The sequence below is a fragment of the Variovorax sp. SG517 genome (assembly GCF_013376045.1).
GTDB lineage: Bacteria > Pseudomonadota > Gammaproteobacteria > Burkholderiales > Burkholderiaceae_C > Variovorax.
This window is the reverse complement of sequence record NZ_JABMJG010000002.1, coordinates 1-23,812: the sequence shown is the minus strand read 5'-3', so window position 1 is coordinate 23,812 and position 23,812 is coordinate 1. Positions and strand designations below refer to the sequence as shown.

At 65.0% G+C, this 23,812-nt stretch carries 29 protein-coding genes and 1 pseudogene; 24 read left to right on the top strand and 6 right to left on the bottom strand.

Annotation, left to right across the window (positions count from 1 at the left end):
- Nucleotides 1-32 precede the first annotated feature (32 nt).
- The gene (locus FHT32_RS05500) at nucleotides 33-1,049 is read right to left on the bottom strand and encodes a phage portal protein (protein WP_176663654.1); all 1,017 of its coding nucleotides are present in this window, start codon (nucleotides 1,047-1,049) and stop codon (nucleotides 33-35) included.
- Complete coding sequence (locus tag FHT32_RS05495; RefSeq protein ID WP_176663653.1) at nucleotides 1,049-2,827, bottom strand: terminase ATPase subunit family protein; 1,779 nt, start codon at nucleotides 2,825-2,827, stop codon at nucleotides 1,049-1,051. The genes FHT32_RS05500 and FHT32_RS05495 overlap by 1 nt, the downstream gene beginning before the upstream one ends.
- Nucleotides 2,828-2,980: 153 nt before the next feature.
- Between FHT32_RS05495 and FHT32_RS05490 the strand changes: the two genes are divergently transcribed.
- The 11 genes from FHT32_RS05490 (at nucleotide 2,981) to FHT32_RS05440 (ending at nucleotide 9,192) form a co-directional block, all read left to right on the top strand.
- A complete protein-coding gene (locus tag FHT32_RS05490; RefSeq protein ID WP_176663652.1) occupies nucleotides 2,981-3,832 on the top strand; it encodes a GPO family capsid scaffolding protein in 852 nt (283 codons plus the stop codon).
- A 52-nt stretch (nucleotides 3,833-3,884) separates the two neighbouring features.
- The gene (locus tag FHT32_RS05485; protein WP_176663651.1) at nucleotides 3,885-4,892 is read left to right on the top strand and encodes a phage major capsid protein, P2 family; all 1,008 of its coding nucleotides are present in this window, start codon (nucleotides 3,885-3,887) and stop codon (nucleotides 4,890-4,892) included.
- Between the two features lie 5 nt (nucleotides 4,893-4,897).
- Nucleotides 4,898-5,608: a phage terminase small subunit gene (gene gpM, locus FHT32_RS05480; protein ID WP_176663650.1), complete on the top strand. Its 711-nt coding sequence runs from the start codon at nucleotides 4,898-4,900 to the stop codon at nucleotides 5,606-5,608.
- A 106-nt stretch (nucleotides 5,609-5,714) separates the two neighbouring features.
- The gene (locus tag FHT32_RS05475) at nucleotides 5,715-6,185 is read left to right on the top strand and encodes a head completion/stabilization protein (RefSeq protein ID WP_176663649.1); all 471 of its coding nucleotides are present in this window, start codon (nucleotides 5,715-5,717) and stop codon (nucleotides 6,183-6,185) included.
- Nucleotides 6,185-6,388: a tail protein X gene (locus tag FHT32_RS05470; RefSeq protein ID WP_097199076.1), complete on the top strand. Its 204-nt coding sequence runs from the start codon at nucleotides 6,185-6,187 to the stop codon at nucleotides 6,386-6,388. The genes FHT32_RS05475 and FHT32_RS05470 overlap by 1 nt, the downstream gene beginning before the upstream one ends.
- Before the next feature lie 4 nt (nucleotides 6,389-6,392).
- Nucleotides 6,393-6,809, top strand: a complete 417-nt coding sequence (locus FHT32_RS05465; protein WP_176663648.1) for a hypothetical protein — start codon at nucleotides 6,393-6,395, stop codon at nucleotides 6,807-6,809.
- Entirely contained in the window at nucleotides 6,806-7,114 is a 309-nt protein-coding gene (locus FHT32_RS05460) for a hypothetical protein (protein ID WP_176663647.1), read from the top strand. The genes FHT32_RS05465 and FHT32_RS05460 overlap by 4 nt, the downstream gene beginning before the upstream one ends.
- On the top strand, nucleotides 7,107-7,682 hold the full coding sequence (locus tag FHT32_RS05455; RefSeq protein ID WP_176663646.1) for a lysozyme: 576 nt from the start codon (nucleotides 7,107-7,109) through the stop codon (nucleotides 7,680-7,682). Before FHT32_RS05460 ends, FHT32_RS05455 begins: the two co-directional genes overlap by 8 nt.
- On the top strand, nucleotides 7,679-8,224 hold the full coding sequence (locus FHT32_RS05450; protein ID WP_176663645.1) for a lysis system i-spanin subunit Rz: 546 nt from the start codon (nucleotides 7,679-7,681) through the stop codon (nucleotides 8,222-8,224). Before FHT32_RS05455 ends, FHT32_RS05450 begins: the two co-directional genes overlap by 4 nt.
- A complete protein-coding gene (locus tag FHT32_RS05445; RefSeq protein WP_176663644.1) occupies nucleotides 8,208-8,720 on the top strand; it encodes a phage tail protein in 513 nt (170 codons plus the stop codon). The genes FHT32_RS05450 and FHT32_RS05445 overlap by 17 nt, the downstream gene beginning before the upstream one ends.
- A 1-nt stretch (nucleotide 8,721) precedes the next feature.
- Complete coding sequence (locus FHT32_RS05440) at nucleotides 8,722-9,192, top strand: phage virion morphogenesis protein (protein WP_176663643.1); 471 nt, start codon at nucleotides 8,722-8,724, stop codon at nucleotides 9,190-9,192.
- Nucleotides 9,193-9,214: 22 nt separating this feature from the next.
- Here FHT32_RS05440 and FHT32_RS05435 read toward each other — a convergent pair whose 3' ends face one another.
- Nucleotides 9,215-9,934 carry a hypothetical protein gene (locus tag FHT32_RS05435; protein WP_176663642.1) on the bottom strand — a complete coding sequence of 240 codons (720 nt, stop codon included), beginning with the start codon at nucleotides 9,932-9,934 and terminating at the stop codon, nucleotides 9,215-9,217.
- Nucleotides 9,935-10,074: 140 nt separating this feature from the next.
- Between FHT32_RS05435 and FHT32_RS05430 the strand changes: the two genes are divergently transcribed.
- From FHT32_RS05430 to FHT32_RS05370, 13 genes are all read left to right on the top strand, one after another.
- A complete protein-coding gene (locus FHT32_RS05430; protein ID WP_176663641.1) occupies nucleotides 10,075-10,848 on the top strand; it encodes a phage baseplate assembly protein V in 774 nt (257 codons plus the stop codon).
- The gene (locus FHT32_RS05425; RefSeq protein ID WP_176663640.1) at nucleotides 10,845-11,207 is read left to right on the top strand and encodes a GPW/gp25 family protein; all 363 of its coding nucleotides are present in this window, start codon (nucleotides 10,845-10,847) and stop codon (nucleotides 11,205-11,207) included. The genes FHT32_RS05430 and FHT32_RS05425 overlap by 4 nt, the downstream gene beginning before the upstream one ends.
- A complete protein-coding gene (locus FHT32_RS05420) occupies nucleotides 11,204-12,088 on the top strand; it encodes a baseplate J/gp47 family protein (RefSeq protein WP_176663639.1) in 885 nt (294 codons plus the stop codon). The genes FHT32_RS05425 and FHT32_RS05420 overlap by 4 nt, the downstream gene beginning before the upstream one ends.
- Nucleotides 12,081-12,659: a phage tail protein I gene (locus FHT32_RS05415; RefSeq protein WP_176663638.1), complete on the top strand. Its 579-nt coding sequence runs from the start codon at nucleotides 12,081-12,083 to the stop codon at nucleotides 12,657-12,659. Before FHT32_RS05420 ends, FHT32_RS05415 begins: the two co-directional genes overlap by 8 nt.
- Nucleotide 12,660: 1 nt before the next feature.
- A complete protein-coding gene (locus FHT32_RS05410; protein ID WP_176663637.1) occupies nucleotides 12,661-14,001 on the top strand; it encodes a hypothetical protein in 1,341 nt (446 codons plus the stop codon).
- Between the two features lie 2 nt (nucleotides 14,002-14,003).
- Entirely contained in the window at nucleotides 14,004-14,432 is a 429-nt protein-coding gene (locus FHT32_RS05405; RefSeq protein WP_176663636.1) for a hypothetical protein, read from the top strand.
- A gap of 31 nt (nucleotides 14,433-14,463) precedes the next feature.
- Nucleotides 14,464-15,648, top strand: a complete 1,185-nt coding sequence (locus FHT32_RS05400) for a phage tail sheath protein (protein ID WP_176663635.1) — start codon at nucleotides 14,464-14,466, stop codon at nucleotides 15,646-15,648.
- Nucleotides 15,649-15,685: 37 nt separating this feature from the next.
- The gene (locus FHT32_RS05395) at nucleotides 15,686-16,198 is read left to right on the top strand and encodes a phage major tail tube protein (RefSeq protein WP_176663634.1); all 513 of its coding nucleotides are present in this window, start codon (nucleotides 15,686-15,688) and stop codon (nucleotides 16,196-16,198) included.
- A 65-nt stretch (nucleotides 16,199-16,263) separates the two neighbouring features.
- Nucleotides 16,264-16,626 carry a phage tail assembly protein gene (locus tag FHT32_RS05390; protein ID WP_176663633.1) on the top strand — a complete coding sequence of 121 codons (363 nt, stop codon included), beginning with the start codon at nucleotides 16,264-16,266 and terminating at the stop codon, nucleotides 16,624-16,626.
- A gap of 8 nt (nucleotides 16,627-16,634) precedes the next feature.
- Nucleotides 16,635-16,751, top strand: a complete 117-nt coding sequence (locus FHT32_RS05385; protein ID WP_176663632.1) for a GpE family phage tail protein — start codon at nucleotides 16,635-16,637, stop codon at nucleotides 16,749-16,751.
- Nucleotides 16,752-16,819: 68 nt separating this feature from the next.
- Nucleotides 16,820-19,495 carry a phage tail tape measure protein gene (locus tag FHT32_RS05380; protein ID WP_176663631.1) on the top strand — a complete coding sequence of 892 codons (2,676 nt, stop codon included), beginning with the start codon at nucleotides 16,820-16,822 and terminating at the stop codon, nucleotides 19,493-19,495.
- Nucleotides 19,496-19,506: 11 nt separating this feature from the next.
- Nucleotides 19,507-19,944: a phage tail protein gene (locus FHT32_RS05375; protein ID WP_256098894.1), complete on the top strand. Its 438-nt coding sequence runs from the start codon at nucleotides 19,507-19,509 to the stop codon at nucleotides 19,942-19,944.
- Between the two features lie 2 nt (nucleotides 19,945-19,946).
- Nucleotides 19,947-20,993 carry a phage late control D family protein gene (locus tag FHT32_RS05370; RefSeq protein WP_176663630.1) on the top strand — a complete coding sequence of 349 codons (1,047 nt, stop codon included), beginning with the start codon at nucleotides 19,947-19,949 and terminating at the stop codon, nucleotides 20,991-20,993.
- Between the two features lie 3 nt (nucleotides 20,994-20,996).
- Here FHT32_RS05370 and FHT32_RS05365 read toward each other — a convergent pair whose 3' ends face one another.
- From FHT32_RS05365 to FHT32_RS05355, 3 genes and pseudogenes are all read right to left on the bottom strand, one after another.
- Complete coding sequence (locus FHT32_RS05365; RefSeq protein WP_176663629.1) at nucleotides 20,997-21,953, bottom strand: DUF4238 domain-containing protein; 957 nt, start codon at nucleotides 21,951-21,953, stop codon at nucleotides 20,997-20,999.
- A 121-nt stretch (nucleotides 21,954-22,074) separates the two neighbouring features.
- On the bottom strand, nucleotides 22,075-23,061 hold the full coding sequence (locus FHT32_RS05360; protein ID WP_176663628.1) for a restriction endonuclease: 987 nt from the start codon (nucleotides 23,059-23,061) through the stop codon (nucleotides 22,075-22,077).
- 82 nt (nucleotides 23,062-23,143) lie between these two features.
- Nucleotides 23,144-23,692, bottom strand: a pseudogene (locus FHT32_RS05355) (IS66 family transposase); the annotation flags it as partial.
- Between the last annotated feature and the right edge of the window lie 120 nt (nucleotides 23,693-23,812).

Sequence of the window (23,812 nt, the reverse complement as noted above, 5' to 3'; positions counted from 1 at the left end):
CACCTGAACAGGTCGCCCGTCTTTTTTGTGATTCAGGGCGCGGCCGTCGCCTCGCCCGTTGGCACCTCGTAGACGGTGAATCGCACGACCTCGTCGCCGATCCACTCGTTGATCTCCTTGAACCGGTCCTGCAGCGGCTTGATCTCGTTGCGCGCGAAGACCTGGGCGGCCGGCACCACTGCGCCGAAGCCACCGGTGTTGCTGGGCACGATGCCCAGCAGCTGCGGTGGGATACGATGTGCGGCCAGCACGTCATCGCGGCTCACGTTCTTGATGTTGAAGAAGTCGTCCTTCGCGGCCACCTCGCTGACCGGGATCAGCTGCACGCCGTCCTTCTTGCCGTTGGGCGAGTAGAGGAACAGGTTTCGGAAGTTGCCCGGGCCTTTGCTGCTCTTCAGGGCCTCGCGGATCGCGTCGACGTCGCCCTGCTGCTGCTGCGCGTCGCTGATGTAGAGGATGAAGCCCGCGTGGCTGCCGTTGTTGTAGTAGCGCCGGCGGAACAGCGTCGCGCTCTCGTTCAGCCAGGCCGACTGAAGCGCGCTCAGGTACTCGGGCAGCCCATACACCTCCTGATTGATGTCTGCCTCGCGCATGTGGAAGACGCTGCCTCCCTTGAACTCGTGCTCCTCCTTCCAGCCGCGCACGAAGAAGTAGCTTTCGAGATCCGCGCCGCGCCGCACGTATTTCGCGAGCGCGTGCTTCAGGCCCACCGGCCGCCGCGTGAGCGAATCGCGCCGCTCGACGTAGGCATTGCCGAAGGTCAGGTAGTCCAGCGCGTAGGCGCTGAAGGTCGTGCGGTCCATCAGCTTGTGCGGCACGAAGGTGCTCAGCAAGATGTTGCGCTTGAAGAAGATGGAGCTGCTGTGGTGCGTGCTCGCGTGGAACGACCTGGCCAGGCCCTCCCAGCTCACAGGCGGCTCGTACCACCGCCCATTCATCCAGCACTCGATGTAGTCGAGGATCTCGCGCCGGTCCATCACCGGTGTCGGGTCGCCGAAGGTGAACGCTTCCATGCGGGCCGGGTTGTCGGCAAGCGCTGTCTGTTCCATTACGAAATCTCCATGAAGCCGCTGTTCGCGGCGGTGATGCCTTCGAGAGGCTCGTTGTCGAGGGCGTGCATGCAGGCCCACGCGAGGTCGGCGTGCCCGGTGTCTTCGGTGCGCCCCGCCTCGAAGGTGACGTTCCGGCCGCTGGCCGTGAGCGTCTTGCGGATGGCTAGGAAGGCATGCGCGAGATCGACCCAGCAGGCATCGAACTCGAGGCGGCCTTTGCTGATCACGCTCTTGGCCTTCAGCACGAGGCGCGTCTTCACCTCGAGCGAGTAGTTGATGGCCTTGGCGGCGGGGAAGAACTTGCTCACCAGCTGGTAGACGCCCTGGCCGAGGCCCGTGGTGTCGATGCCGATGAACGCCACGTTGTAGCGTTCGGTGATCTTGCGGATGGCCTCGGCCTGCGCCTCGAAGTCGAGGCCTCGGAACTGATGCTTCTCCAGCACGCGGAACTTTCCGCCGGGGCGGTCCGGCGGCGCCAGCACCACACAACCGGCGGTGTCGCCGGTGTGCGAGGGGTCGTAGCCCACCCACACCGGCCGGTAGCCGTAGGGCCTGGGCGCCAGCGGCTTGTAGACGTCGGCCCAGTCCACCCACGAGTCGACCATGCAGGCCTGCAGCTCCGACATCGGGAACACCGACTGCGTGTCGTCGATGAACTCGCACATCAGCAGGTTGGCGAACTCCTGCGGGTTGTACTCGAGGCGCAACTCGTCGATGTCGAAGAGATTGCAGCCGGCCGCCTCGGCGTCGATGATGTTGACGATGTTGCGCCACACCTTGTCCTCGCCCGTGAATCCGCCGGCGAGGCGGTCGTGCGAGAGGTCGATGGCAACGCGCTGATCCTTCGGCCGGTTCTTGTTGAAGTGCGCGCCGCTCCAGCGCGCGTAGGCCTCGTGCTGGATCGAGCTGGGCGAGCTGAAGTAGGTCTTGCGCCAGCGCTTGTGCATCGCCATGGCGGATGCAACCTTGTTGAGCTCTTCGAACCGGTGCGTCCAGAAGAACTCGTCGAAATAGAAGTTGCCGTGGTAGCCCTGGGCGGTGCGCGCGTTGGTGCCGAGGAAGTAGATGTGCGCGCCGTTCGGCAGGATCATTGGATCGCCGGTCAGCGTGACGCCGCAGGCCTCCTGCGCGAACTGCACGATGTACTGGCGGAAGATGTACGCCTGCGCCTTGCTGGCCGACAGGAAGATCTGGTTGCGCCCGGTCTTCAGCGCGTCGACGAGCGCTTCACGCGCGAAGTACCAGGTCGCGCCGATCTGCCGGCTCTTGAGCACCATGCGCGTGCGCTCGTGCCCGTTGCGGAACCACACCTTCTGATGGCCGAAGAGAGAGTCCTGAAACGCCTCGTACAGCTCGTCGGCCTGCTCGTTGGTGAAGTGGTTGCGCTGCGGCTTCTTCTTTGGCCCGGCGTTGCGTTTCTCGATCTCCGGGTTGAGATCGGCTTCCTTGCCGGTCTTCTCGTACTTGGTGATGCGCGCGGTGCGCTCGAGCTGCCGGCCGAGGAGGTCGATCTCCTTGAAGTCGCCACCGGTTTTCGACTCCTTGCCGATCAGCTGCACCATGCGGGCTTCGAGCGCACCCTCCACACGTTGGATCGGTTGCGCCTTGTCCCATTGCTCGGCATCCTTCCACCCGTGCACTGTCGTGCGCGGAATTCCAAGGTGTTCCGCGATAGAAGAAATGCGCCAGCCCTGCCAGTAGAGATGCCGGGCTGCGCGCCGCTGCTCCACCACGGGCGTTTCTGGCGCTTCGACGACATCGCTGGATGAGTCCATGGCGGTGAGGCTATGGGCGCTCGCGCCTCTTCGCGACGCCTCCAAGCCGGGTTTCGGTTGTAGACCGCGCATACACAACTGAATTGCGTTGAGCCTCACGCGTGGTCCGCAGACCATCAGCGCCATCACTCGTCAACCTACCCGCACACCACCATGGCCCAGAAGTCCAAGTTCTTTCGCGTCGCCGTCGAAGGCGCCACCACCGACGGTCGCACCATCGAGCGCACCTGGCTGCAGCAGATGGCCGCCAACTTCGACCCCGCGAAGTACGGCGCGCGCATCTGGCTCGAGCACATTCGCGGCACGCTGCCCGACAGCCCCTTCAAGGCCTACGGCGACGTGACCGCGCTGAAGGCCGAGGAGGTCACCCTCGACGGCCGGAAGAAGCTGGGGCTGTTCGCGCAGTTGGACCCGACGCCCGATCTGGTCAAGCTGGCGAAGGAGCGCCAGAAGATCTACACCAGCATGGAGGTGAACCCCAAGTTCGGCGACACCGGCCAGGCGTATCTGGTCGGCCTGGGCATCACCGACAGCCCCGCCAGCCTGGGCACCGACATCCTGAGCTTCGCGGCCAAGAACCCCGACAGCAATCCCTTCAAGGGGAAGAAGCAGGCGCCCGAGAACCTGTTCTCCGAGGCCGTCGAGGTCACCCTCGAATTCGAGGATGACGAAGACGACGACAAGGGAGTGCTCGCAAAGGTCAAGGGCTGGCGCGATTCGTTCTCGAAGAAGTTCGCCTCCCAGTCGAAGCGCAACGACGCCACGGCCGCCGAACTGATGGGCGCGCTCGACGATCTCGGCGAGACGCTGCAAGCGTCGGTCGAGCAAGGCAGCACGACCTCCAAGGATCTTGCCGCCCTGCAGAAGAAGTTCAACGCGCTCGAGGCCGAGCACAACGACCTGAAGTCGAAGTTCGAAACCATCGACACGACCGACGCCGACAAGCACTCGAAGCGCCCGCCGGCCACCGGCGGCAAGCCGAACCAGCAGGAAACCGACTGCTGATCCGCCCTCCTCTCAACACGCCCCAGCCCTTTCGCATCACCCGGAGCCATTCATGCAAAAAGATACCCGCCTCGTCTTCAACCAGTGGCTGAGCCGACTCAGCGCGCTCAGCGGCGTGCCCAGCGCCAACGAGGTGTTCGCCGTCGCCCCGAGCGTGCAGCAGACGCTGGAGACGAAGATGCAGGAGTCGAGCGAGTTCCTGAGTTCGATCAACATCATCGGGGTGAAGGAACTCAAGGGCGAGAAGCTCGGCCTTGGCGTCAGCGGTCCCATCGCGAGCCGCACCAACACGGATGTGACGGACCGCTCGCCCCGCTCGGTCGAGACGCTCGACAACCAAGGCTACGAGTGCGCCCAGACGAACTACGACACGTACATCAAGTACGCCACGCTCGATGCGTGGGCGAAGTTCCCCGACTTCCAGACCCGCGTGCGCGACGTGATCATCAAGCGCCAGGCGCTGGACCGCGTGCTGATCGGCTTCAACGGCGAGAGCATCGCGGTCACGACCGACCTTGTGGCAAACCCCAAGCTGCAGGACGTGAACATCGGCTGGCTCAAGCACATCAAGACGGACGCCCCGTCGCGCGTGATGGATCACGGCGCCGTCGCCGGCAAGGTCACGGTCGGCGCCGGTGGCGACTACAAGAACCTCGACGCGCTCGTGTTCGACGCCACGAAGACGCTGCTCGATCCCTGGTATCGCGACGACGGCGGCCTGGTCGCCATCGTCGGCCGTGACCTGATGCACGACAAGCTGTTCCCGCTGGTCAACGACCCGACCGCCCCCACCGAGATCCTCGCCGCCGACATCGTGCGCAGCCAGCGGCGCCTGGGCAGCCTGCCGGGCATCACGGTGCCCTACTTCCCCGCGAACAAGGTTCTCATCACGCGCCTGGACAACCTGTCGATCTACTGGCAGGAGTCGGCACGCCGCCGCAACGTGATGGACAACCCGAAGCGCAACCGCATCGAGAACTACGAGTCGAGCAACGATGCCTTCGTGATCGAGGACTACGGCCTGACGGCACTGGTGGAGAACATCGAGGTTCAGGACTGATCACCATGCGCCAGACGCCCGCTCAGCGCCATCTGCAGACCAAGCTCGCCATGATTGCGTCGGCCACGGCGCCGGCAGGCGGCGAGCTGCAGGGCAGCGCCTACCAGCTCATGCTCGCGCAGCTCGCCGAGCACCGCCGTGCGCTCAAGGACATCCAGTCCGTCGAGCGCAAGATCGAGGCGAAGCGCGCCTTCCTGCCTGTCTACGACGCGTGGATCGATGGCGCCCTGGCCGGCGGCACCGGCGCGCAGGATCAGGTGCTGACCACCGTGCTCGTGTGGCACATCGACGCCGGCAACTACCACCGCGCCATCGAAATCGCGCAGTACGCCGTGACGCACGACCTCGCGCCGCCCGACCAGTACGACCGGAACCTCGGCACGATCCTGATCGACGAGTTCGCCACCGCCGCACTCACCGGGAAGATGGGCCGCGACGATGCGCGTCAGCTGCTGCCGCTGATCCTTTTCGGCACCAAGGATCTCGACGCCCCCGATCAGGCCCGCGCCAAGCTGCACAAGGCCTTCGGCTTCGCCGTCATCGGCAAGGCCGGCTCGGCGGATGTGGACTTCGACAAGGTCTCCATCGACGAAGCGCGCCTGGCGCTGGAGCACCTGCAGCGCGCCCTCGCCCTGTTCGAACAGGTGGGCGTGAAAAAAGACATCGAGCGCCTGGAGCGCCGGCTCAACAAGCCGGAGACGCCCCCCGCGCCGTAACCGAGTCCGACCCCGGACCCCGGCGGCTCGGGCTGATTCCTGAAGCACCTTGACCGGCCTGCCCACGGATGAAGCCCGACCACCGCCGACCTCTTCACCCTTCGCCATGAACTTGCTCGGAAACCCACCCACCCCGGCCGCCGGCGCAGAGACTGCGCTGGCGAACGACGGCTGGTTTCCCGACATCGACCTGGCGAAGCTGCGCGCGACCGCGCGGCTCGACGGCACGGTGACGCCCGACCGGCTGCGCCACAGCGCCGTGCAGGCCGTGCTCAGCGTCAACGCCGAGCTGGCGCTGTACAAGAGCGCGCAGCTCGTGCTCGGCCGCGAGAAGCTCGAGGACGTGCCCTCACCGAAGGTCGACGGCAAGAGCGCGCAGCTAGCGCTGTACCTGCGCGCCGTCTACAGCGCAGTGCAGGCCGATCTCGTCGAGCGCTACCGCGACTACGACACCACGGGCGCCGGCGACAGGGCCGCCGACAAGCTGGAGCTGCGCGCCGACGATCTGCGCCGCGACCTGCGCTGGGCGATCTCCGACTTCCTCGGCATCCGCCGCACCACGGTCGAGCTCATCTGATGCAAGTCCGCACCCAACAGAACGACACCGTCGACCTGCTGTGCTGGCGCTACCTGCAGCGCACGCAGGGCGTGGTGGAAGCCACCCTCCTCCTCAACCCCGGGCTCGCTGATCGCGGGCCCATCCTGCCGGCCGGCCTGCTGGTCGAGCTGGCCGAACCTGCCAGCACGACGACACGCCGCACCGTGCAGCTCTGGGACTGAAGACATGCAAGACTGGCTCAAGAAGCTCTTCACCGAACCCCAGACGCTGGGGATCATCGTTTCCAGCGCCCTCGTGGGCCTCTTCGCTGGCTTGGCGCAGGGCGTCGTCGAGAAGCGCCACGGCGGCTGGGGCGGCTTCCTGCGCGCCCTGCTCACTGGCGTATCGGTCGCGGTCTTCGTCGGCCTCGGCATCGAGGGCTTCGTGGCGTCCGAGACGCTGCGCCTTGCCATCGTCGGCGCCTGCGCGGTGGTCAGCGAGGACATCTGGATGGGCCTGCGGTCCGTGGGCGGGGCCATGCGCAACGACCCGCTCGGCTTCGCCGTGCGCCTGCTCGATGCCATACGGGGTCGCGATCACTCGGCCCACGCGCCCGGCGGCACCGACTTCGCGCCGCCCACCGATGAAAGGAGCAAACCATGATGTGGCTACTCGCCGTGTTGCTCGGCCTGGCCGCGCTGCTGCAGTTCGCCGTGCATACGGCGCCCGACATCCACGACGCACCACTGCGCGGCAAAGCCCGCAGGGTCAAGATCGCCGCGCTGTCGCTGCTGTGCGGCTACTTCGGCTGGGCGGCCTTCCTCGGCCAGCGCGAGCACCCCTGGCTGCTGCTGGCCGTCGCGCTCGCCGCGATCTCGGAGCTGGGCTTCGCCATCAACCGCCTGTTCCCCGGGCAGAACAACCGCCTGCACGGCCGCGACGTGAGCCGGGAGATCCGCCATGAATGAGCAACTGCGCATGGGCGCGGACGGCCACGAGGTCGCCCACTACTTCGAGCAGTGCAGGCTGCTCGCATACCCCGACCCGGGCTCGCCGCTCTTCAAAGCGCTGAGCGCGGCCCGCATTGACCCCTACCGCATCACCACGGTGTCGGCGGCCTTCGCGCGGCTCAGCGGCAAGCCCTGGACCATCGGCTGGGGCGACACCGGGCCCGACGTCGTGCCCGGCCTGAGCATCACGCTGGCCGAGGCCGACCAGCGCTACGCGCGCCGCATGTCCGGCGAATTCGAGCCTGCGGTGCGGCGCACGGTCTCGGTGGCCGTCACCCAGCGGCAGTTCGATGCGCTCGTTTCGATCTTCTACAACGCCGGGGCTGACGCGCTCGCGAAGTCCACGCTCGTGCGCCTGCTCAATGCGGGCGACACGGCCGGCGCCGCAGCGCAGTTCCCACGCTGGAACATGTCGGGCGGCACGGTACTGAAGGGCCTGCAGCGCCGCCGCGAAGCCGAACGCCTGCTGTTCCTCGGCTCGGACCCCAAGCCGGCCATCGCGGCGGCGCTGGCGAAGTTCCCATGAGCTGGCTGCTAAAGGCCCTGCCTTACCTGCTCGCGGTCGCTGTCTGTGCGGCGTGGTCAGGGCTGATCTGGCACCTGGCCGGCAAGTCCACCGAGAGCGCCGTGCGGCTGGAGTGGCAGGCCGAGCGCACCGCGAACGCCCGTGCCGCCATTGACGCCTTCACGCGCACCCTGTCCGCGCAATGGCAGATGACCGAGAACCTCGCCGCGCGCGATACGGCGCATGCAAAGGAGATCCAACGTGTTCAAGGCGAAAAAGCTCTTCTGGAGCACAAGCTTCGCACTGGTGGTGTGCGGGTGTCAGTCCCCGCCCGCATCGCCGCCTGTCCTGCAGGCGGGCCTGCAGGTGCCGCCGCTGCCGGCGAGCCTGCACAAGCGCGAGCCGAACTTGACCCAGCGTTTGCGGCTGCTGTGGCAGGAATCGCCGGCGACGGAGACGAGGCCATCTTCGACCTCAACGCCTGCATCGACCGCTACAACGAAGTCCGCGAGCGAATCAACGCCCTGACCCGGGCCGGGAGCACCAGTGCTCAAACCCCATAGCCTGCGCGCGCACCTGTCGGCCGCGACGCCCGAGCTGCAGAACGACCCGGACAAGCTCACCATCTTCATCACCAACGGGCGGATCGTCGCCGCTGCGGCGACCTCGCTGTCGTTCGTCTACCGCTACACGCTGAAGCTCGTGGTGCTCGACTACAGCAGCCACGCGGACGCGATCTTCGTGCCGCTGCTGGCCTGGCTGCGCACCAATCAGGTCGAGATCTTCGAGAACCCAGATCTCCGGGAGAAGAGCCTGCGCTTCGAGGCCGAATACCTCAACAAGGAAACGATGGATCTTTCCATCGAGATCGACCTGACCGAGCGCGTGATCGTCAAGCCCGGGTCTGACCCCACGTCGCCGGAGACGGTCAAGCGCTACGACGTGACGCACGCGGGCGAACCGACGCACCTCGGCACCATCACGCAGGCCGAGCGCATCGTGGTCTTCTTCGAAGGCCAGCAGCTCGCCGCCTGGGACTTCCCGGCCACGGAGTTCTGACGTGGTCGATGATCTGCGCGCGCTCGAGGACTGGGCGACGCCGCTGCTTTCGCAGCTCACCGCACCGAAGCGCCGCGCGCTGGCCCGCAAGATCGGCCAGGCGCTACGCCGCCAGCAGGCCGCCCGGATAGCAGGCCAGCGCAACCCGGATGGCAGCGCCTACGAGCCTCGCAAGACGACGAACGCACGCTTGCAGAAGGGCAGCATCCGACGCACCATGTTCGAGAAGCTACGCGCCGCGCACCATCTGCGCGTCGAGGCAGAGGATGAAGGCGTGGCCGTGGGTTTCTTCGGCCGCACGGCGCGCATCGCCCGCGTGCACCACGAAGGCCTGCGCGACCTGGTGCAGCCCGGCGGACCGACATACCAGTACCCGGCACGCGGCCTGCTCGGCTTAACCGACGTCGACCGCGAACTCGTCAAAGACCTAATCCTTTCCACGCTTGGGGGCGACTCCCACACTTCGATGTGAAGACCTCGTCGATTCCTGCGTGCTAGTTCAAAACGACGCCGCCGGGCTTCTCGAGCGCCAGTGCAGCGGCATGTGCGCGCTCGAAATAGGTGATGTTCTCGGCCAGGCCGAAGTCCACGTGCTTTGCGAGGCGGTTCTTTATCTTGAAGGTCAGGCGGAAATGCCCAAAGCGTTCCAGGAAATCGCTCTCCGAAACGGGTTCCATCGCACCAGTGGCGAGGACCCACGTCCATGGCAGGAAGCTTTTTATTTGCGAGAGCGGCACCAGGCTAGGTGGAGCGACTGGGCTTGCGCCTGCACTGTTGAACTTCAGATCGATACGCTCGCCCGTCTGAACGCTGGTGATGAAAGCCTCTTCAAGGAATCCAGCCCACCAGTTGAAACGAAAACGGGCCTGAAAGCCAAACACGGTCGCAGGACCTTTCGCAGAAAGGCTGTACCCGATGTAATTGTCAAAATTCCAGGAGGTTCGCTTGAAAGGATGTTTGAAAAGCAAATCCCAGTACAGAGGAACGATCTTGGGTTCGATCGGCCTTAGCAGAAAAAACTTCCAGAATGCCCAAAACGCAACGCAAAGCACCAGAACAGCGACGGCCACACGAATCGCAAGCGGTACAGCGGATAGCTGTGCAAGGACATAGCCGAGCACACCGAGCGAGATCAGGTACATAAGGATTTGCTTCAAGACAAACCCGCTGACCGCCTTAACAATCCACCCTGCCGCTTTCGCTATTTGCCCCATATGTCCCTCCTACAGGTCATGTGCTAACGATTCTAGGGAAGGCGGAAAAGGCTCGAAGGATTTGGCTGGTCCGGGCCTACGACTGCTTCATCTCCTTCTAGCTTTTCGGTTGTAGATCGCCCGGGCACAACCGATATGGAGTGCGTCGCGCGCGCACGGTCGGCACCATCGACAGCATGTCTGGAAAGGCCCCGTCCCCCTTTGAGCTGCAGCGCCTGATCGAGAACCTCGTGCGGGCCGGCACCATCGCGGAGGTCGATCACGCGAGCTACCGATGCCGCGTCAAGTCGGGCGGTCTCATGACGAACTGGCTGAGCTGGTTTGCCCGCCGTGCTGGCGACGTGCGGCACTGGTCCCCTCCTTTCGTAGGCGAGCAGTGCCTAGTGCTTTCGCCAGGCGGCGACATGGCCTCGGGCTTTGTGCTCGTGGGCCTCTTCAGCGACAGCGTGCCCGCCAACGGCAACAGCCCCGACGTCGAGCGCACCACCTACCCGGATGGCGCGGTCTTCGAATACGACCACAGTGCGAGCGCGCTGAAGGTCACTCTGCCCGGCGGCGGCACCGCCGACATCACCGTGCCAGACTCGATCACCGTGCAGTGCAAGACGGCCGACGTGACCGCAAGTGAGAGCGCGAAGGTGCACTCGCAGGAGATCACGCTCGACGCACCGAAGACCATCACCACAGGCGAACTGGTCGTGCAGGGTTTGCTGACTTGGCTGGCCGGCATGGAAGGCTATGGCGTGGGGCCGAGTGGCAAAGGCGCGCAGATCGACTGCGATGTTGATTTCATCAACGGCCACGGCATTGCGACCGATGGCGGCGACATCAAGGCGGGCGACATCAGTTTGCAAGATCACGGCCACATCGAGGAAGACAATGAGGGCCGCACAGCAGGCGGCGCAGTGCCATGAGCGGCATGAACCGCGTCACCGGCAAGGCGCTCGACGGCATCGAGCACCTGCGCCAGAGCATCGCCGATATCCTCACCACGCCGCTGGGTGCCCGCGTCATGCGTCGCGCCTACGGAAGCCTCTGGCCCGAGCTGATCGACCGCCCGGACAACGGCGCCACCCGCGTGCGCCTGTACGCGGCCACGGCCGGCGCGCTCATGAAGTGGGAACCGCGCCTGCGTCTGTCGCGCGTGCAGATCTTCAGCACCGAGACCGCCGGCCAGGTGGTGCTCGACCTGCAGGGCATCTACAGCCCGCCGGGCCAGCGCCGCAGCGTGCTCTCGATGCGCGTTCCGGTCCAGATCAGAGCCGCCGCATGAGCATGGACATGTCGCTGCTGCCGGCGCCGGCCGTGATCGAGGTGCTCGACTTCGAGGTGATCCTCGCCGCGCGCCTTGCCTCGTTTCAGGAACGCTACCCGGACTACGGCCTTGTCCTCGAATCCGACCCCGCCTACAAGCTGCTCGAGGAGATGGCGTATCAGGAGCTGCTGATGCGCCAGCGTATCAACGACGCGGCCAAGGCCTGCATGCTGGCCTACGCGACGGGCACGGACCTTGACAACCTCGGTGCGAACTACAAGGTCTTCCGCCTGGTCGTCACGCCCGCCAACCCGACCGCCGTGCCTCCGATGGAGGCCGTCTACGAAGACGACGAGCGCTTCCGCGAACGCATCCAGCTCGCGCCCGAGGGCATCACCACCGCTGGGCCCGTGGACAGCTACCGCTTCCACGCACTCAGCGCCAGCGCGCAAGTCGCGGACGTGGGCATCGACAGCCCAAATCCCGGCACCGTGCGCGTGACGGTGCTGTCCACCGCCCCGAGCGGCGTTCCGTCCGAAGCTCTGCTCGTCACTGTGGGTGCCGCGCTCAACGACGAGAAGATCCGCCCGCTGTGCGACAGCGTGCCCGTGCAAGGGCCGGAGATTCTGGAAACGGTCATCGCCGCGAAGGTGTACCGCTACGAAGGCCCGGCGGGCGAGGTGGCGCTGGCGAACGGAAAGATCGCACTGGACAAGTGGCTCCTGAAGATCCGCAAGCTCGGCAAAGGGTTGCCGCACTCCGGCATCGATGCCGCGCTACATCAGCCAGGCGTGGACCGCGTCGAGATCATGGTGCCGCCGGCGGACATGCTGTCCTCGAAGACCCAGTGGGTGCGCGTCACCGCGATCAACGTACTTGAGGAGGTGGTCAGTGGCTAGCCTCGCCCCCTCGCAGCGCCTGCTGCCGCCCAACCGCACCGCGCTGGAACTCGCGCTGGCAGGCGCTTCGCCGCTGGAGCTGAACACCGATGGCCTTCGGCACCTGTGGACGGCCATGCGCTGCCTGTCGCCGCTGCTGCCGTGGCTCTCGTGGACGCTGTCGGTCGAGGCCTGGCAGGACGCGAGATCCGATGACGCCAAGCGCGCGCTGATCCTCAACAGCATCGAGATCCACCGCCACAAGGGCACGCCTTGGGCCATCCGCCTGTTGATCCGCTCGCTGGGCTTCGGCGAGATCGACATCATCGAGCGCGTGGGCGGCCGTACCCACAACGGCACGATCCGCCGCAACGGCATCTATCCGCATGCCCCGCTGATCACGACGTGGGCCACCTACATGATCGCCCTGCAGCGGCCCATCACCAATGCGCAGGCCGAGCGCCTGCGCAAGCTCCTGCCGTCCGTTGCCCCCGCTCGCTGCCATCTGGTCGCGCTGCGTTATGCCGCCGTGGCCAACAGCCACAACGGTGCGACCCGACGCGACGGTGCCTACAACCACGGAAGCGCCTGACATGGCAAACCTCAACGAAACGGACCTTTGGGCAGCGGGGATCTACCAACTCGAGGAAGATGACCCGGTCCTGGGCGGACCCACCGGCATCGACAACCTCGCCCCGCGACAGCTCGCGAGCCGCACGCTCTACCAGCGCCTGCGCAACATCACGCCGTGGGAAGCAACCTTCACCTACCCGGCAAACGTCGCCTATGTCAACTATGGCGGCAGCACGTGGAAGAGCGTGGGCGAGAGCCTCAACGTCGCACCGGGCGCCGACACCGCGAAATGGGTGCGCTGGGCCTTCACCGACGCCGAACTCGCGCTGAAGGTCGGCGACGCAGTCTCTGTCCACGAGGCGAAGGACAACCCTCACCCGCAGTACGCGACGGATGCGGACCTGGCCGCACACCTCGCCGCAACAAATCCGCACCCGCAGTACGCCACCGATGCCGACCTGGCCGACCACGTTGCTGCGGCGAACCCACACCCGCAATACGCGACAGATGTCGATCTGGCCTCGCACAGCGCTGCAGCCAACCCTCACGCCCAGTACGTGCGGCATGACGCCGCGCAAGGACTCACGCCCGCGCAAGCCACACAGGCGCGCGCCAACATCGGAGCGGAAGACCCGGGCACGGCCGTTGCGCTGATCCAGAAGAACGCCCCGATGTTCGCGCTGGACACCGGCGTGGCCAACGCCATCGTGGTCGACTACGTGCCCGCATCGGTCGCACGCGTCGACGGCATGGTTCTGTGGATCAAGGCAAAGGCAGCCAACACGGGCGGCACCACGATCAACCAGAATGGATTCGGCGCCAAGCCGGTCTATGGCCTCGGTGGCGCTGCGCTACAGGGCGGCGAAATCATCGCCAACTGCATTTGCGAAGTGGTCTGGAATGCCGGCCTCGACGTGTACGTGCTGATCGCATGCAACGGAGGTGGGCTGCAGATCGCCGCCGCCACCAACGGGCGCCATGCGCTCAATCGCGACACTGCCGACGCCCGCTTTGCACCGAAGGCAGGCGACGCCGGGCAGACCTTCAACGTTGCAGCGTCCACCGGGGCGGGCCACGCCGTGCGGCAGGACCAGTTCACATCGACGAACAACTACCAAAAGCTGCCCAACGGGATCATCCTGCAATGGGGCACGGCGAACCTCGCCGGCAATCAAGGACTGACCTTCCCCATCGCGTTCCCCGGCGCGCTGCTCTACCTGAGCGCGCAGGCCACCAGCGCCAGCAACAACAGCAATGTCGTCAACGTAGGCACGACCAGCCTCACCGGCTTCAGCGCCTACCCCACCCTCAACAACGCCCAGACCGCACTCGCCATCTACTGGCTGGCGATCGGGAGATAAGCATGCTCTTCTACTCTCCCTCGAAAAACGGCTTCTTCGACGACGAAGTGCACGCCGAGTTGCCGCTGGATGCGGTCCCTCTCGCCGTCGAAGAACACGAGAGCTTGCTAGCGCAGCAGGCGGCGGGCTGGACCATCAAGCCCGGCCCGGGCGGGCGACCGAAGACCGTGCTCGAAGCTCTTCCGGACATGGTTCCGCATCAAGTCAGCATGCGTCAGGCACGTCGCGCGCTGTTGGCCGTGCACAAGCTGCAGGCGGTCGACGAAGCCATCGCCACGCTCCCGAGCCCGCAGCGAGAAGCTGCCGAGATCGACTGGAACTACGGCGCCACGGTCGAGCGCTTTTCGCCTTTCGTCTCCGTCCTCGGTCCACTGATCGGGCTCGACGATGCCGCGCTCGACGAACTGTTTCTCGCTGCCGCGCAGCTCTGAACGCCCCCCAATTCATCAGGAGTAACCCATCATGGCAACCACCGAGTACCACCACGGCGTCCGCGTCTTCGAGATCAACGAAGGCACGCGCCCCATCCGCGTGATCAACACGTCGATCATCGGCCTGGTCGCAACCGCGCCGGACGCCGACCCGGTGACCTTTCCCCTGAACACGCCCGTCCTCGTGACAAACGTGTACAACGCCATGGGCAAGGCCGGCTCGACCGGCACGCTCAAGAAGACGCTCGAGTACATCGCGGCGCTGGCCCGGCCGATCACGGTCGTGGTCCGTGTCGAGCCCGGTGCAGATGAAGCCGCCACCACAAGCAACGTCATCGGCACGGTGCTGCCCAGCGGTCAGCGCACCGGTATGAAGGCCCTGCTGACCGCCCAGGCTAAGCTCGGCATCAAGCCGCGCATCCTCGGCTGCCCTGGGCTCGATTCGCAGCCCGTTGCCACGGCGCTCTCCACGATTGCCAAGAGCCTGCGCGCCTTCGCCTACGTCAACGCCTGGGGCTGCGAAACGGTCGAGGAAGCCACGGCATACCGCAAGCAGTTCGGCGCGCGCGAGCTGATGGTGATCCATCCCGACTTCCTCGCATGGGACACGGTCGCCAAGGCCAACGCGCGCGCTCCTGCTGTCGCGTTCGCGCTCGGCCTGCGCGCCAAGATCGACAACGAGATCGGCTGGCACAAGACGCTCTCGAACGTCGCGGTCGACGGCGTCACGGGCATCAGCCAGGACATCTACTGGGATCTGCAGGATCCGGCCACCGACGCGGGCGTGCTGAACGCCGGCGACGTGACCACGCTGATCAACCGCGACGGCTACCGCTTCTGGGGTTCGCGCACCTGCAGCGATGACCCGCTCTTCGCCTTCGAGTCCGCCACGCGCACGGCGCAAGTGCTTGCCGACACCATCGCCGAGGCCCACATGTGGGCCAACGACAAGCCGCTGCTGCCCGGTCTGGTGAAAGACATCCTCGAAGGCGTCAACAGCAAGTTCCGCTTCCTGACGCGCTCGGGCTACCTCGTGGGCGGCAGCGCGTGGGCCGTCGACGGTGACGTCAACACCGCCGACGAGCTCAAGAGCGGGAACCTGATCCTCGACTACGACTTCACGCCCTGCGCGCCGCTGGAGAACCTGATGTTCCGCCAGCGCATCACGGGCCGCTACTACGAGAACTTCGCCGAGCAGGTCGCCAAGGCTGCCTGACCGCATCACCGCGCATTGATCCACAGAGGAAAACATCATGTCCCTCCCCCGCGTACTCAAGAACTTCATCCTGTTCAACGACGGCAACGCCTACCTCGGCGAAGTGCCCGAGGCCACTCCGCCCAAGCTCAGCCGCAAGATGGAGGAATACCGCGCCGGCGGCATGAACGGCCCGGTCAGCATCGATCTCGGCATGGAGGCCCTGGAGTTCGAATGGACTGCCGCCGGCTACATGAGGAGCCTGCTCACCCAGTGGGGCGCACCTACCCACGACGCCGTGCTGCTGCGGCTTGCCGGCGCGATCCAGGCCGACGACACCGCCGACGTGCAGTCCTGCGAGGTGGTGATGCGTGGGCGTCACAAGGAAATCGACTTCGGCAACGCCAAGGCCGGCGAGAAGACCGAGATCAAGGTGAAGTCTTCGCTGAGCTACTACAAGCTCACCATCGACGGCGAGGTGATCGTGGAGATCGACTTCGTCAACTTCATCGAGGTGGTCGGCGGCGTTGATCGCATGGCGCAGATCCGCCGAGCGCTCGGCCTGTTCTGACCTGACCCAGCCGCGCCCACAGCTGCCGGCGCCTCCCTCCCCTTTTTACTTCCTCTTCCTGCACCATGAACCTCAACGATAACAACGACCCCGGCGTGATCGACGTCACCCCGAAGCCCAGCAGCGCCCCTAATAATGCTGCCGGCGAAGTCACGCTCGACACGCCCGTGCAGCGCGGCAGCCAAACTATCACCAAGGTAGTCGTCCGCAAGCCGCGCTCCGGCGAGCTGCGCGGCACCTCGCTCTCGGCGCTCATGCAGATGGACGTGATCGCCCTGACCATGGTGCTGCCCCGCGTCACGGTCCCCACGCTCACGAAGCCCGAGATCGAGGCGCTGGAGCCATCCGACCTGGCGCAGCTCGGCGCGGAGATGGTGAATTTTTTGCTGCCGAGTGCGGACCGGATTCCCGCGTCCCAGAGCACGTAGAAGACGCGATGGCGGACCTCGCCTTCGTCTTCCACTGGGGCCCTGCCCAGATGGATGACATGTCGGTGCCCGACCTGATGCAGTGGCGCGAGCGCGCCCGTGAACGCCACGAACCGCCCAAGTAGACCCATGCGCCACCCTTCCCCCTTCCAGCCTCAACAGCGCCTCGTGGCGGCCTCGCAAGGGGGTGCGCATGTCTGGTAGCGGCGATCTGCGCCTGATGGTGATCCTGCAGGCGCTGGACAAGGCCTCCGCGCCATTCAGGAAGGTCACCGAGAGCAGCAGCAAGACCGCCAAGGCGCTGCGCGACGCACGCGACAGGCTCAAGGAGCTCAACGCCCAGCAGAAGAGCGTGGGCGAGTTCCGCGAGATCCGCACCGGCCTGCAGGACACCACGGCGAAGCTGACGGCCGCGCAGGCGCGCGTCAAGCAGCTGGCGCAGGGGTTGGGCGCCATGGGCCCGCCCTCGAAGTCCATGATCCGCGACTTCGCCGCCGCAAAGCGCGAGGCGGCGGCGCTGAGCGAGCAGCACCAGCGGCAGGCTACCCGCGTACAGGCCCTGCGCGACAAGCTCACGGCCGCCGGCATCAGCGCCGCCGCCATGAGCACCCACGAGCGCCGGCTGCGCACCGAGATCTCGGCCGCCAACCGCGTGATCGACGAGCAGACCACGAAGCTCAAGCAGCTCGGCGAGCGCCAGCGCGCCATGCACGCGGCCAAGGCCGAATACCAGAATGGCCGGCACCTCGGGCACAACACAGCGGTGGCCGGCGCGGTCGCTGCCGGCTCCGGGTTTGCCGTGCTGCACGCCATGCGTGCGCCCATCGCTGAAAGCTCGAAGTTCGCCACCGCGCAGCAGCGCATCGCCGCGCTCGGACTGGGCGACAAGATCACGGGCGACGCGATCAAGTACGCGAAGGCCATGGAGACCTACGGCACCAGCACCCGGGACAACCTGTCCCTCGTGCGTGACGGGCTCAGCGTCTTCGCCGATCTGCACCACGCCGAGATGGTCGCGCCCACGCTGGCGAAGATGAAGTTCGCCAACGAGGCGATCTACGGCGAGGAGCAAGGCCACGAGAACGAGAAGAAGTTCATGGACATGCTCAAGGTCATCGAGCTGCGCGGCGGCCTGGCGAACGAGAAGGTGTTCAAGGATCAGGCCGACAAGATCCAGCGCGTGATCGCCGCCACGGGCGGGCGCGTCCAGGGCGAAGAGTGGCTCAACGTCATCAAGACCGGCGGCGTCGCGGCCAAGGGCCTGACCGATGAGGCCCTCTACTACCAGATGGAGCCGCTGGTGCAGGAAATGGGCGGCCACCGCGTGGGCACGGCCATGATGTCGGCCTATTCCAACATCTACCAGGGCAAGACCACGAAGCGCTCGGCCATGATGCTCGGCGACCTCGGGCTGATCGCCGACCCCTCGAAGGTCAAGCACGACAAGGTCGGCCAGATCTCGCAGTTGGGCGTCGGCGCGCTCAAGGGCAGCGAGATCTTTCGGGAGAACCAGTTCCGCTGGATGGAGGAAATCCTGCTGCCGGCGCTCAAGGCCAAGGGCATCACGGAAAAGCAGGACGTGCTCGACGCCATGGGCGGCATCTTCAGCAACCGCACAGCCTCCAACCTGTTCGCGCAGATGTACCTGCAGCGCGACCAGATCCACAAGAACGCGAAGCTCAACGCCGGCGCCGATGGCATCGGCACGCTCTACGACCGCGCGCTGCAGACCAGTTCGGGTGCCGAGCTGGAGCTGGCCGCGCGGCGCAACGACCTTTACAAGCAGTTCGGCGACAGCATCATGCCGGCCTACCTCGCCGCGCTGCGGCTCGCGACGGCCGCGATGAAGGGCCTCACGAACTGGATGGCGGCCAACCCACGGCTCGCCCAGATCCTGGCTACGGGCATCGGCGTGCTCGCAGTGGCACTGGTCGCGCTCGGCGGCATCCTGCTGGTGGTCGGGCCCGCGATCCTCGGCTTCGTGGCGATGCGCTTTGCATTCGCGGCCATGGGCATACAGGGAGGCGTCCTCGCGCGGGTGCTCGGGCTGCTCGCCACGGGCTTCCGCCTGGCCGGCACCGCGCTGCTGTGGCTCGGCCGCGCGCTGCTGCTGAACCCCATCGGCTTGATCATCACCGCCATCGCTGTAGCCGCCTACCTGATCTACCGGTACTGGGGCCCCATCAGCACCTTCTTCGTCGACCTGTGGAACCGGGCGAAGGCCGCCTTCGACCAGTTCTGGCAGTACCTGGGAGGCTCGGTGCCTGCAGCCCTCGCCACCGTGGGCGCGGCGATCCTGAACTGGTCGTCGGCAGGCCTCTTCTACCAGGCCTTCGCCGAGTCGATGCGCTGGTTCGGCTTCGAGCTGCCGGCGAAGTTCACCGAGTTCGGTGCGCAGATCATGTCGGGCCTGGCCAACGGCATCACAGGCGCGCTGGGGCAAGTTCAGTCCGCGATTTCCGGCGCGGCGGATTCGGCCCTTGCGTGGTTCAAGGAAAAGCTCGGCATCCGCAGCCCGAGCCGGGTCTTCATGCTGGCCGGTGGCGAGATCAGCAATGGCGCGGCGCTCGGCATCGCTAGCCGCGCGGGGTCCGTGCGCCAGGCCGCGCTCGGCGTCGCGACTGCTGCAGCCTCGGTGCTGCCGGTGACTGCCGGCGCCGACAGCATGCCGCTGATCGACAACCGCGCGCCCATCAGCGCCAGCGCTGGCCGGCTCGCGCCGATGGCGCCCACCAAATACGAGATCCACATCCACGCGGCGCCGGGCATGGACCCGCAAGCCGTTGCCCGCGCCGTCTCGGCCGAGCTGGATCGCCGCGAGCGCGCCAAACGCGCCGCCGGCCAGTCCTCGCTGTCGGATATCGACTGACCGGAGCCCCCATGGACATGATGATGGCCCTCGGCCAGTTCGTTTTCTGCCTCGACACGCTGGCCTTTCAGGAGCTGCAGCGGCAGATGAAGTGGCGCCACGCGAGCAACAGCCGCATCGGCGCGCGCGCGGCGCGGCAGTTCCTCGGCGTGGGCGACGACACCTTCCAGCTGTCAGGCGTGCTGATGCCCGAGCTGACGGGCGGCACCGTCGCCCTCGACGAGCTGCGCGAGATGGGCAACCTGGGCGCCTCGTGGCCGCTTGTCGACGGCACCGGCATCGTGTACGGCCTGTACGTGATCGAGAGCCTCACCGAGACGAAGACCGTGTTTCTGCCCAATGGCGCGGCCAGGCGCATCGAATTCCAGCTGCAGCTCGAGCGCGTCGACGACGGGCAGACCGATTCCATCGGCGATGACGACGGCACCGGCGACGACGTGGAGGCGTGAGGATGGATCCGCAAGACCAGCACCCAGCCCACCCAGCGCCCACCTATCGCCTCAAGATCGGGGACCGCGACATCACCCCAATGGTGGACGCGCGCCTGATCAGCGTGACGCTCAACGAGTGCCGGGGCAACGAGGCCGACCAGCTCGATCTCGTGCTCGACGATCATGACGGGGCGCTGGAGATCCCGCCCAAAGGCCGCGAGCTGCAGCTCGCTATCGGCTGGGCTGGTACCGACCTGATCGACAAGGGCACGTTCATCGTCGGCGAGGCCGAGCACAGCGGCGCCCCCGACCAGATCTGCATCCGGGCCCGCAGCGCCGACATGCATCAGTCATTGCGCACGCGCGTGGAGCGCAGCTACCACGGGGCTACCGTGGGCGAGATCGTGCGGCAGACGGCCGCGAGGCACCAGCTGGTAGCACGTATCGATCCTGCCCTGGGCGCGCGGCAGATCGAGCACATCGACCAGACCAACGAGAGCGACCTGAACTTCATCACCCGCCTGGCAAAGCTGCACGACGCCGTGGCGACCATCAAACGGGGGCGACTGCTTTTCCTGCCCATCGTTGGCACAACCACGTCAACGGGCGAGAGCATCCCGGTCATCGAAATCACGAGAGCCGATGGCGACATCCACCGTTATCACACGAGCGACCGGGACGCCTACAGCGGCGTGCGTGCGTACTGGCACGACCCGAAGCGGGCGAAGCGGCGCGGTGTGCTTGTAGGCAAGAGCGGCAACGCGAAGCGGTTGAAGGACACGTTCGCAAACGAGGCTGACTCGCGCGCCGCCGCGCAAGCAGAGTGGCGACGCATTCAACGAGGCCTCGCGACCTTCGACCTGACGCTGGCACTCGGTCAGCCCATGTTGACCCCGCAAACGCCCGTGAAGGTCTCAGGCTGGAAGCCAGAGATCGATGACACCGAATGGCTGACGATCAAGGTGCGGCACACGATGACAGGGCACGATGGCTTCACGACGCATGTGGAGCTTGAAACGGTTGGAACGGGACATAACGAACCAAGCAGCGTCGAAGATCCGGAATAGCAGTTAGCGGGCTTTCTTCAAAGCCCTCACGAGATCAGGTAACTCTTTGAGTGTTGCGATTTTTCCCCCATTGAGCGAAAACAGGCTACGCCAATCGGGGCCATAGACTTCTCTGTGCGCATTCCAGAGAGTAAGCCCGTTGTATAGGGCCACTCCTCGGGGAGTCAGTTCTTGTGTGCCGCCCTCACCTTCAAAGGTCCCAACTGCCATCATTTCTCGGTTGATTGGGAAAAACACGGAGGTGCCAGATAAGCCATGCCCCAAGGGTCGGCGGAGGCTGGGTTCCGATCCATCTGAGTGCCCCAGAAGAACTGGGCGATCACTAGTAACAAAGCTCCCCGCATCTGGGCCAGCTAGTAGCAATCGCCATCTTCGGTTTGCCAGCGTTTGCAGCACCGCGTCGTGGACTGAGAATTCAAGTCCGATGTGGCGCGCCGTCGGTACATCGATTGTGAATTCGTCACGCTTCACGAAGTCGCGCGCCTGTTCGTAGGTTATCTCAGCACCAGCTTCGACCGCACCTGAGGCACGCGCACGCTGGAGGTGAGCATTCCAGCGATCCGGCGTAGCGGTAATCAGATCGAGGATCATCTTCATCATCCTCTCCAAGTACAGGCTAGTCTGCTCCCGCTGCAGGGGATGCCGAACTGCAAATAGCGCCACCAGATTGAGTACGTGATTCCAAGCTTCAGTATTGGCAAGGGAACGGTCTTGCCGGATCTGCTTCAAGGCCGAGTCAACTACTCCTTCAAATCCGGACAATGCGGACTCAACTGCACCCGCAGAAAGCCCTTCAACGCGATTGAAATCGCGGCGATGAGCCACTCCATCAGGCTTGCTCTCAAAGGACTTGACCTCCGCCAATGACACAACGCAAAGCTTTGACTTCTTTGAGCCGTTCAGAGTAAAGCCTCTTAGGTAACACTGCGAGATAAAGTGGTGCGCGCGTGCCTCGCTCAAACTAGCTCCTCTGCATTTGCGATTTCTGTAGAAGCAACGTGGCCGCTAGACCGTCCGCCTAGTCACGGAACACGTCGAAGGGCCGGGATAACTTCGCCCATAACAACGGGAGCGACCGGCCTCAACTTGAGGATGCGGTGAAACTATGAGCCGCAGCAGGAGGAAAGCGCTCGGAGCTTGATTGAAGCTGCATCTGAAGTCTGCGGATCGAGTTCAAATGCTTTTCCGCAAGTCTGACCAGTTGGATACCGATTTCGCGAGAGTCGGGGGAAAAAACGAGCGCTGTCATCTGACCTTCGATGCCACCTTGGCACACAAGCGCGCCTGCAAACACCTCCCCTGTATCGACGTGCTGAATGACATGGTGCTGAGGTCTCCGCATGTCCCGCTCCCAGTACAAGAATCCTCCAATGGTGAATCGAACAATCTGAAGTCGCCTTTGTCCGATCATTGCAAACACGTCATCCTTTGCGACCTCCAAAGTATGGGTATGTGGCCACTCGGGCCCGGACGGTATGGCCCCGTCCGGCATCGAAAACGGAATGGGAAATCGCAGAAGAACGGATTGAGCAGCCTCACTACGGTAGAGGATGTCTGTAGATCTCAACAGCAGAGCGCTCGCATAAGCACTGAAATCGGAATACTTTCCGTGCTGCCTTCCTTCGGCATCAAATAGCTGATCGGAAGGGTTGATTGAGAATCCCACCCCTGGATCTTCAAGTTCCAGCTGAAATTGAAACCACTTCCAGCAAAGCAATGCATTCCGCGTCGGAAAACACTGCTCTATGGTGCCCTTCATCGCCAGCGCAGGGAACTGCTCCTCGAGCGGCCGCGTCCACGCGCGGAATTCGTAGAGCTCAATCCCGTGATGGGCCGCCTTCTTTTTCGCAGGCGCCGAGAACCCCGACGTCGAAACGATTGCTCGATGAGTTAGCGACGGCATGTCATTGAGCTTCAAGCAGAGCTGCTCAATCTTGACGAGATCGAGCGGTGCCTTCTCGTGTTTCACTTCGTAGGCCATGAACGCATGCGTAGGGCTACCGCTTTCCCCGATCGTCACCGTCACATCGACGTCACGATCCTTCTCCGCAACCGGGTCGTTGACCATGTCGCCTAGCGTAATGTCGATTGCATCAGAGGCCCACTTGGAACGTAAGCGCACGGTGAACCCGTCTTGACAACGGCGTGGATCAGGAAGCCGTGGTTGGCAACCAACGATGCGGCAGCAGCTCTGCAATGCGGCTGGCCGGGTGCGTAGGAAGCCGCTCGAGAACATCCTTCAGGTACGCGTGCGGCTCGTGGCCGTTCAGACGCGCCGAGTGCACCAGACTCATGACGGCCGCAGCTCGCTGGCCGGCGCGCAAGCTGCCGGCGAACAGCCAGTTCTGTCTTCCAAGCGCAATCGGCCGGATCTGGTTCTCCACCCGATTGTTGTCGGCCGGCAGATTCGCATCGTCGATGTAGCGTGTGAGCGCCAGCCAGCGCTTCAGACTGTAGTCGATGGCCTTGGCGGTCGCCGAGCCCTCAGGCACCTTCTGCCGCTGCGCGGTGAGCCATTGGTGCAGCGCATCGGCCACCTTCCGTGAATGTTCCTGGCGCACGCGCCGGCGGTCTTCTGGTCCCAGCTCGGCCACGACCCGTTCAACCTCGTAGAGCTCGCCGAAGAACTTCAAGGCCTGCTCGCCGATCGGGCTGCCGTGGTTGACCCACAGCTCATGGAACTTACGCCTGGCGTGCGCCTTATGCGGAGCTCCGCATAAGGCGCATTATCTCGAGCGTCGTTTTATGTGGAGCACGACCTGCGATCACAGGCGCGATGCGGTGTGGCGTGGTCCTTGGCACCGCATAAGAACTGCGCA

Bases quoted from the DNA above. Each gene is read 5' to 3' on its own strand.
- FHT32_RS05500 (WP_176663654.1), bottom strand. From the start codon at position 1,049: ATGGAACAGACAGCGCTTGCCGACAACCCGGCCCGCATGGAAGCGTTC.
- FHT32_RS05495 (WP_176663653.1), bottom strand. From the start codon at position 2,827: ATGGACTCATCCAGCGATGTCGTCGAAGCGCCAGAAACGCCCGTGGTG.
- FHT32_RS05490 (WP_176663652.1), top strand. From the start codon at position 2,981: ATGGCCCAGAAGTCCAAGTTCTTTCGCGTCGCCGTCGAAGGCGCCACC.
- FHT32_RS05485 (WP_176663651.1), top strand. From the start codon at position 3,885: ATGCAAAAAGATACCCGCCTCGTCTTCAACCAGTGGCTGAGCCGACTC.
- gpM (WP_176663650.1), top strand. From the start codon at position 4,898: ATGCGCCAGACGCCCGCTCAGCGCCATCTGCAGACCAAGCTCGCCATG.
- FHT32_RS05475 (WP_176663649.1), top strand. From the start codon at position 5,715: ATGAACTTGCTCGGAAACCCACCCACCCCGGCCGCCGGCGCAGAGACT.
- FHT32_RS05470 (WP_097199076.1), top strand. From the start codon at position 6,185: ATGCAAGTCCGCACCCAACAGAACGACACCGTCGACCTGCTGTGCTGG.
- FHT32_RS05465 (WP_176663648.1), top strand. From the start codon at position 6,393: ATGCAAGACTGGCTCAAGAAGCTCTTCACCGAACCCCAGACGCTGGGG.
- FHT32_RS05460 (WP_176663647.1), top strand. From the start codon at position 6,806: ATGATGTGGCTACTCGCCGTGTTGCTCGGCCTGGCCGCGCTGCTGCAG.
- FHT32_RS05455 (WP_176663646.1), top strand. From the start codon at position 7,107: ATGAATGAGCAACTGCGCATGGGCGCGGACGGCCACGAGGTCGCCCAC.
- FHT32_RS05450 (WP_176663645.1), top strand. From the start codon at position 7,679: ATGAGCTGGCTGCTAAAGGCCCTGCCTTACCTGCTCGCGGTCGCTGTC.
- FHT32_RS05435 (WP_176663642.1), bottom strand. From the start codon at position 9,934: ATGGGGCAAATAGCGAAAGCGGCAGGGTGGATTGTTAAGGCGGTCAGC.
- FHT32_RS05425 (WP_176663640.1), top strand. From the start codon at position 10,845: ATGAGCGGCATGAACCGCGTCACCGGCAAGGCGCTCGACGGCATCGAG.
- FHT32_RS05420 (WP_176663639.1), top strand. From the start codon at position 11,204: ATGAGCATGGACATGTCGCTGCTGCCGGCGCCGGCCGTGATCGAGGTG.
- FHT32_RS05410 (WP_176663637.1), top strand. From the start codon at position 12,661: ATGGCAAACCTCAACGAAACGGACCTTTGGGCAGCGGGGATCTACCAA.
- FHT32_RS05405 (WP_176663636.1), top strand. From the start codon at position 14,004: ATGCTCTTCTACTCTCCCTCGAAAAACGGCTTCTTCGACGACGAAGTG.
- FHT32_RS05400 (WP_176663635.1), top strand. From the start codon at position 14,464: ATGGCAACCACCGAGTACCACCACGGCGTCCGCGTCTTCGAGATCAAC.
- FHT32_RS05395 (WP_176663634.1), top strand. From the start codon at position 15,686: ATGTCCCTCCCCCGCGTACTCAAGAACTTCATCCTGTTCAACGACGGC.
- FHT32_RS05390 (WP_176663633.1), top strand. From the start codon at position 16,264: ATGAACCTCAACGATAACAACGACCCCGGCGTGATCGACGTCACCCCG.
- FHT32_RS05385 (WP_176663632.1), top strand. From the start codon at position 16,635: ATGGCGGACCTCGCCTTCGTCTTCCACTGGGGCCCTGCCCAGATGGAT.
- FHT32_RS05380 (WP_176663631.1), top strand. From the start codon at position 16,820: ATGTCTGGTAGCGGCGATCTGCGCCTGATGGTGATCCTGCAGGCGCTG.
- FHT32_RS05375 (WP_256098894.1), top strand. From the start codon at position 19,507: ATGGACATGATGATGGCCCTCGGCCAGTTCGTTTTCTGCCTCGACACG.
- FHT32_RS05370 (WP_176663630.1), top strand. From the start codon at position 19,947: ATGGATCCGCAAGACCAGCACCCAGCCCACCCAGCGCCCACCTATCGC.
- FHT32_RS05360 (WP_176663628.1), bottom strand. From the start codon at position 23,061: ATGGTCAACGACCCGGTTGCGGAGAAGGATCGTGACGTCGATGTGACG.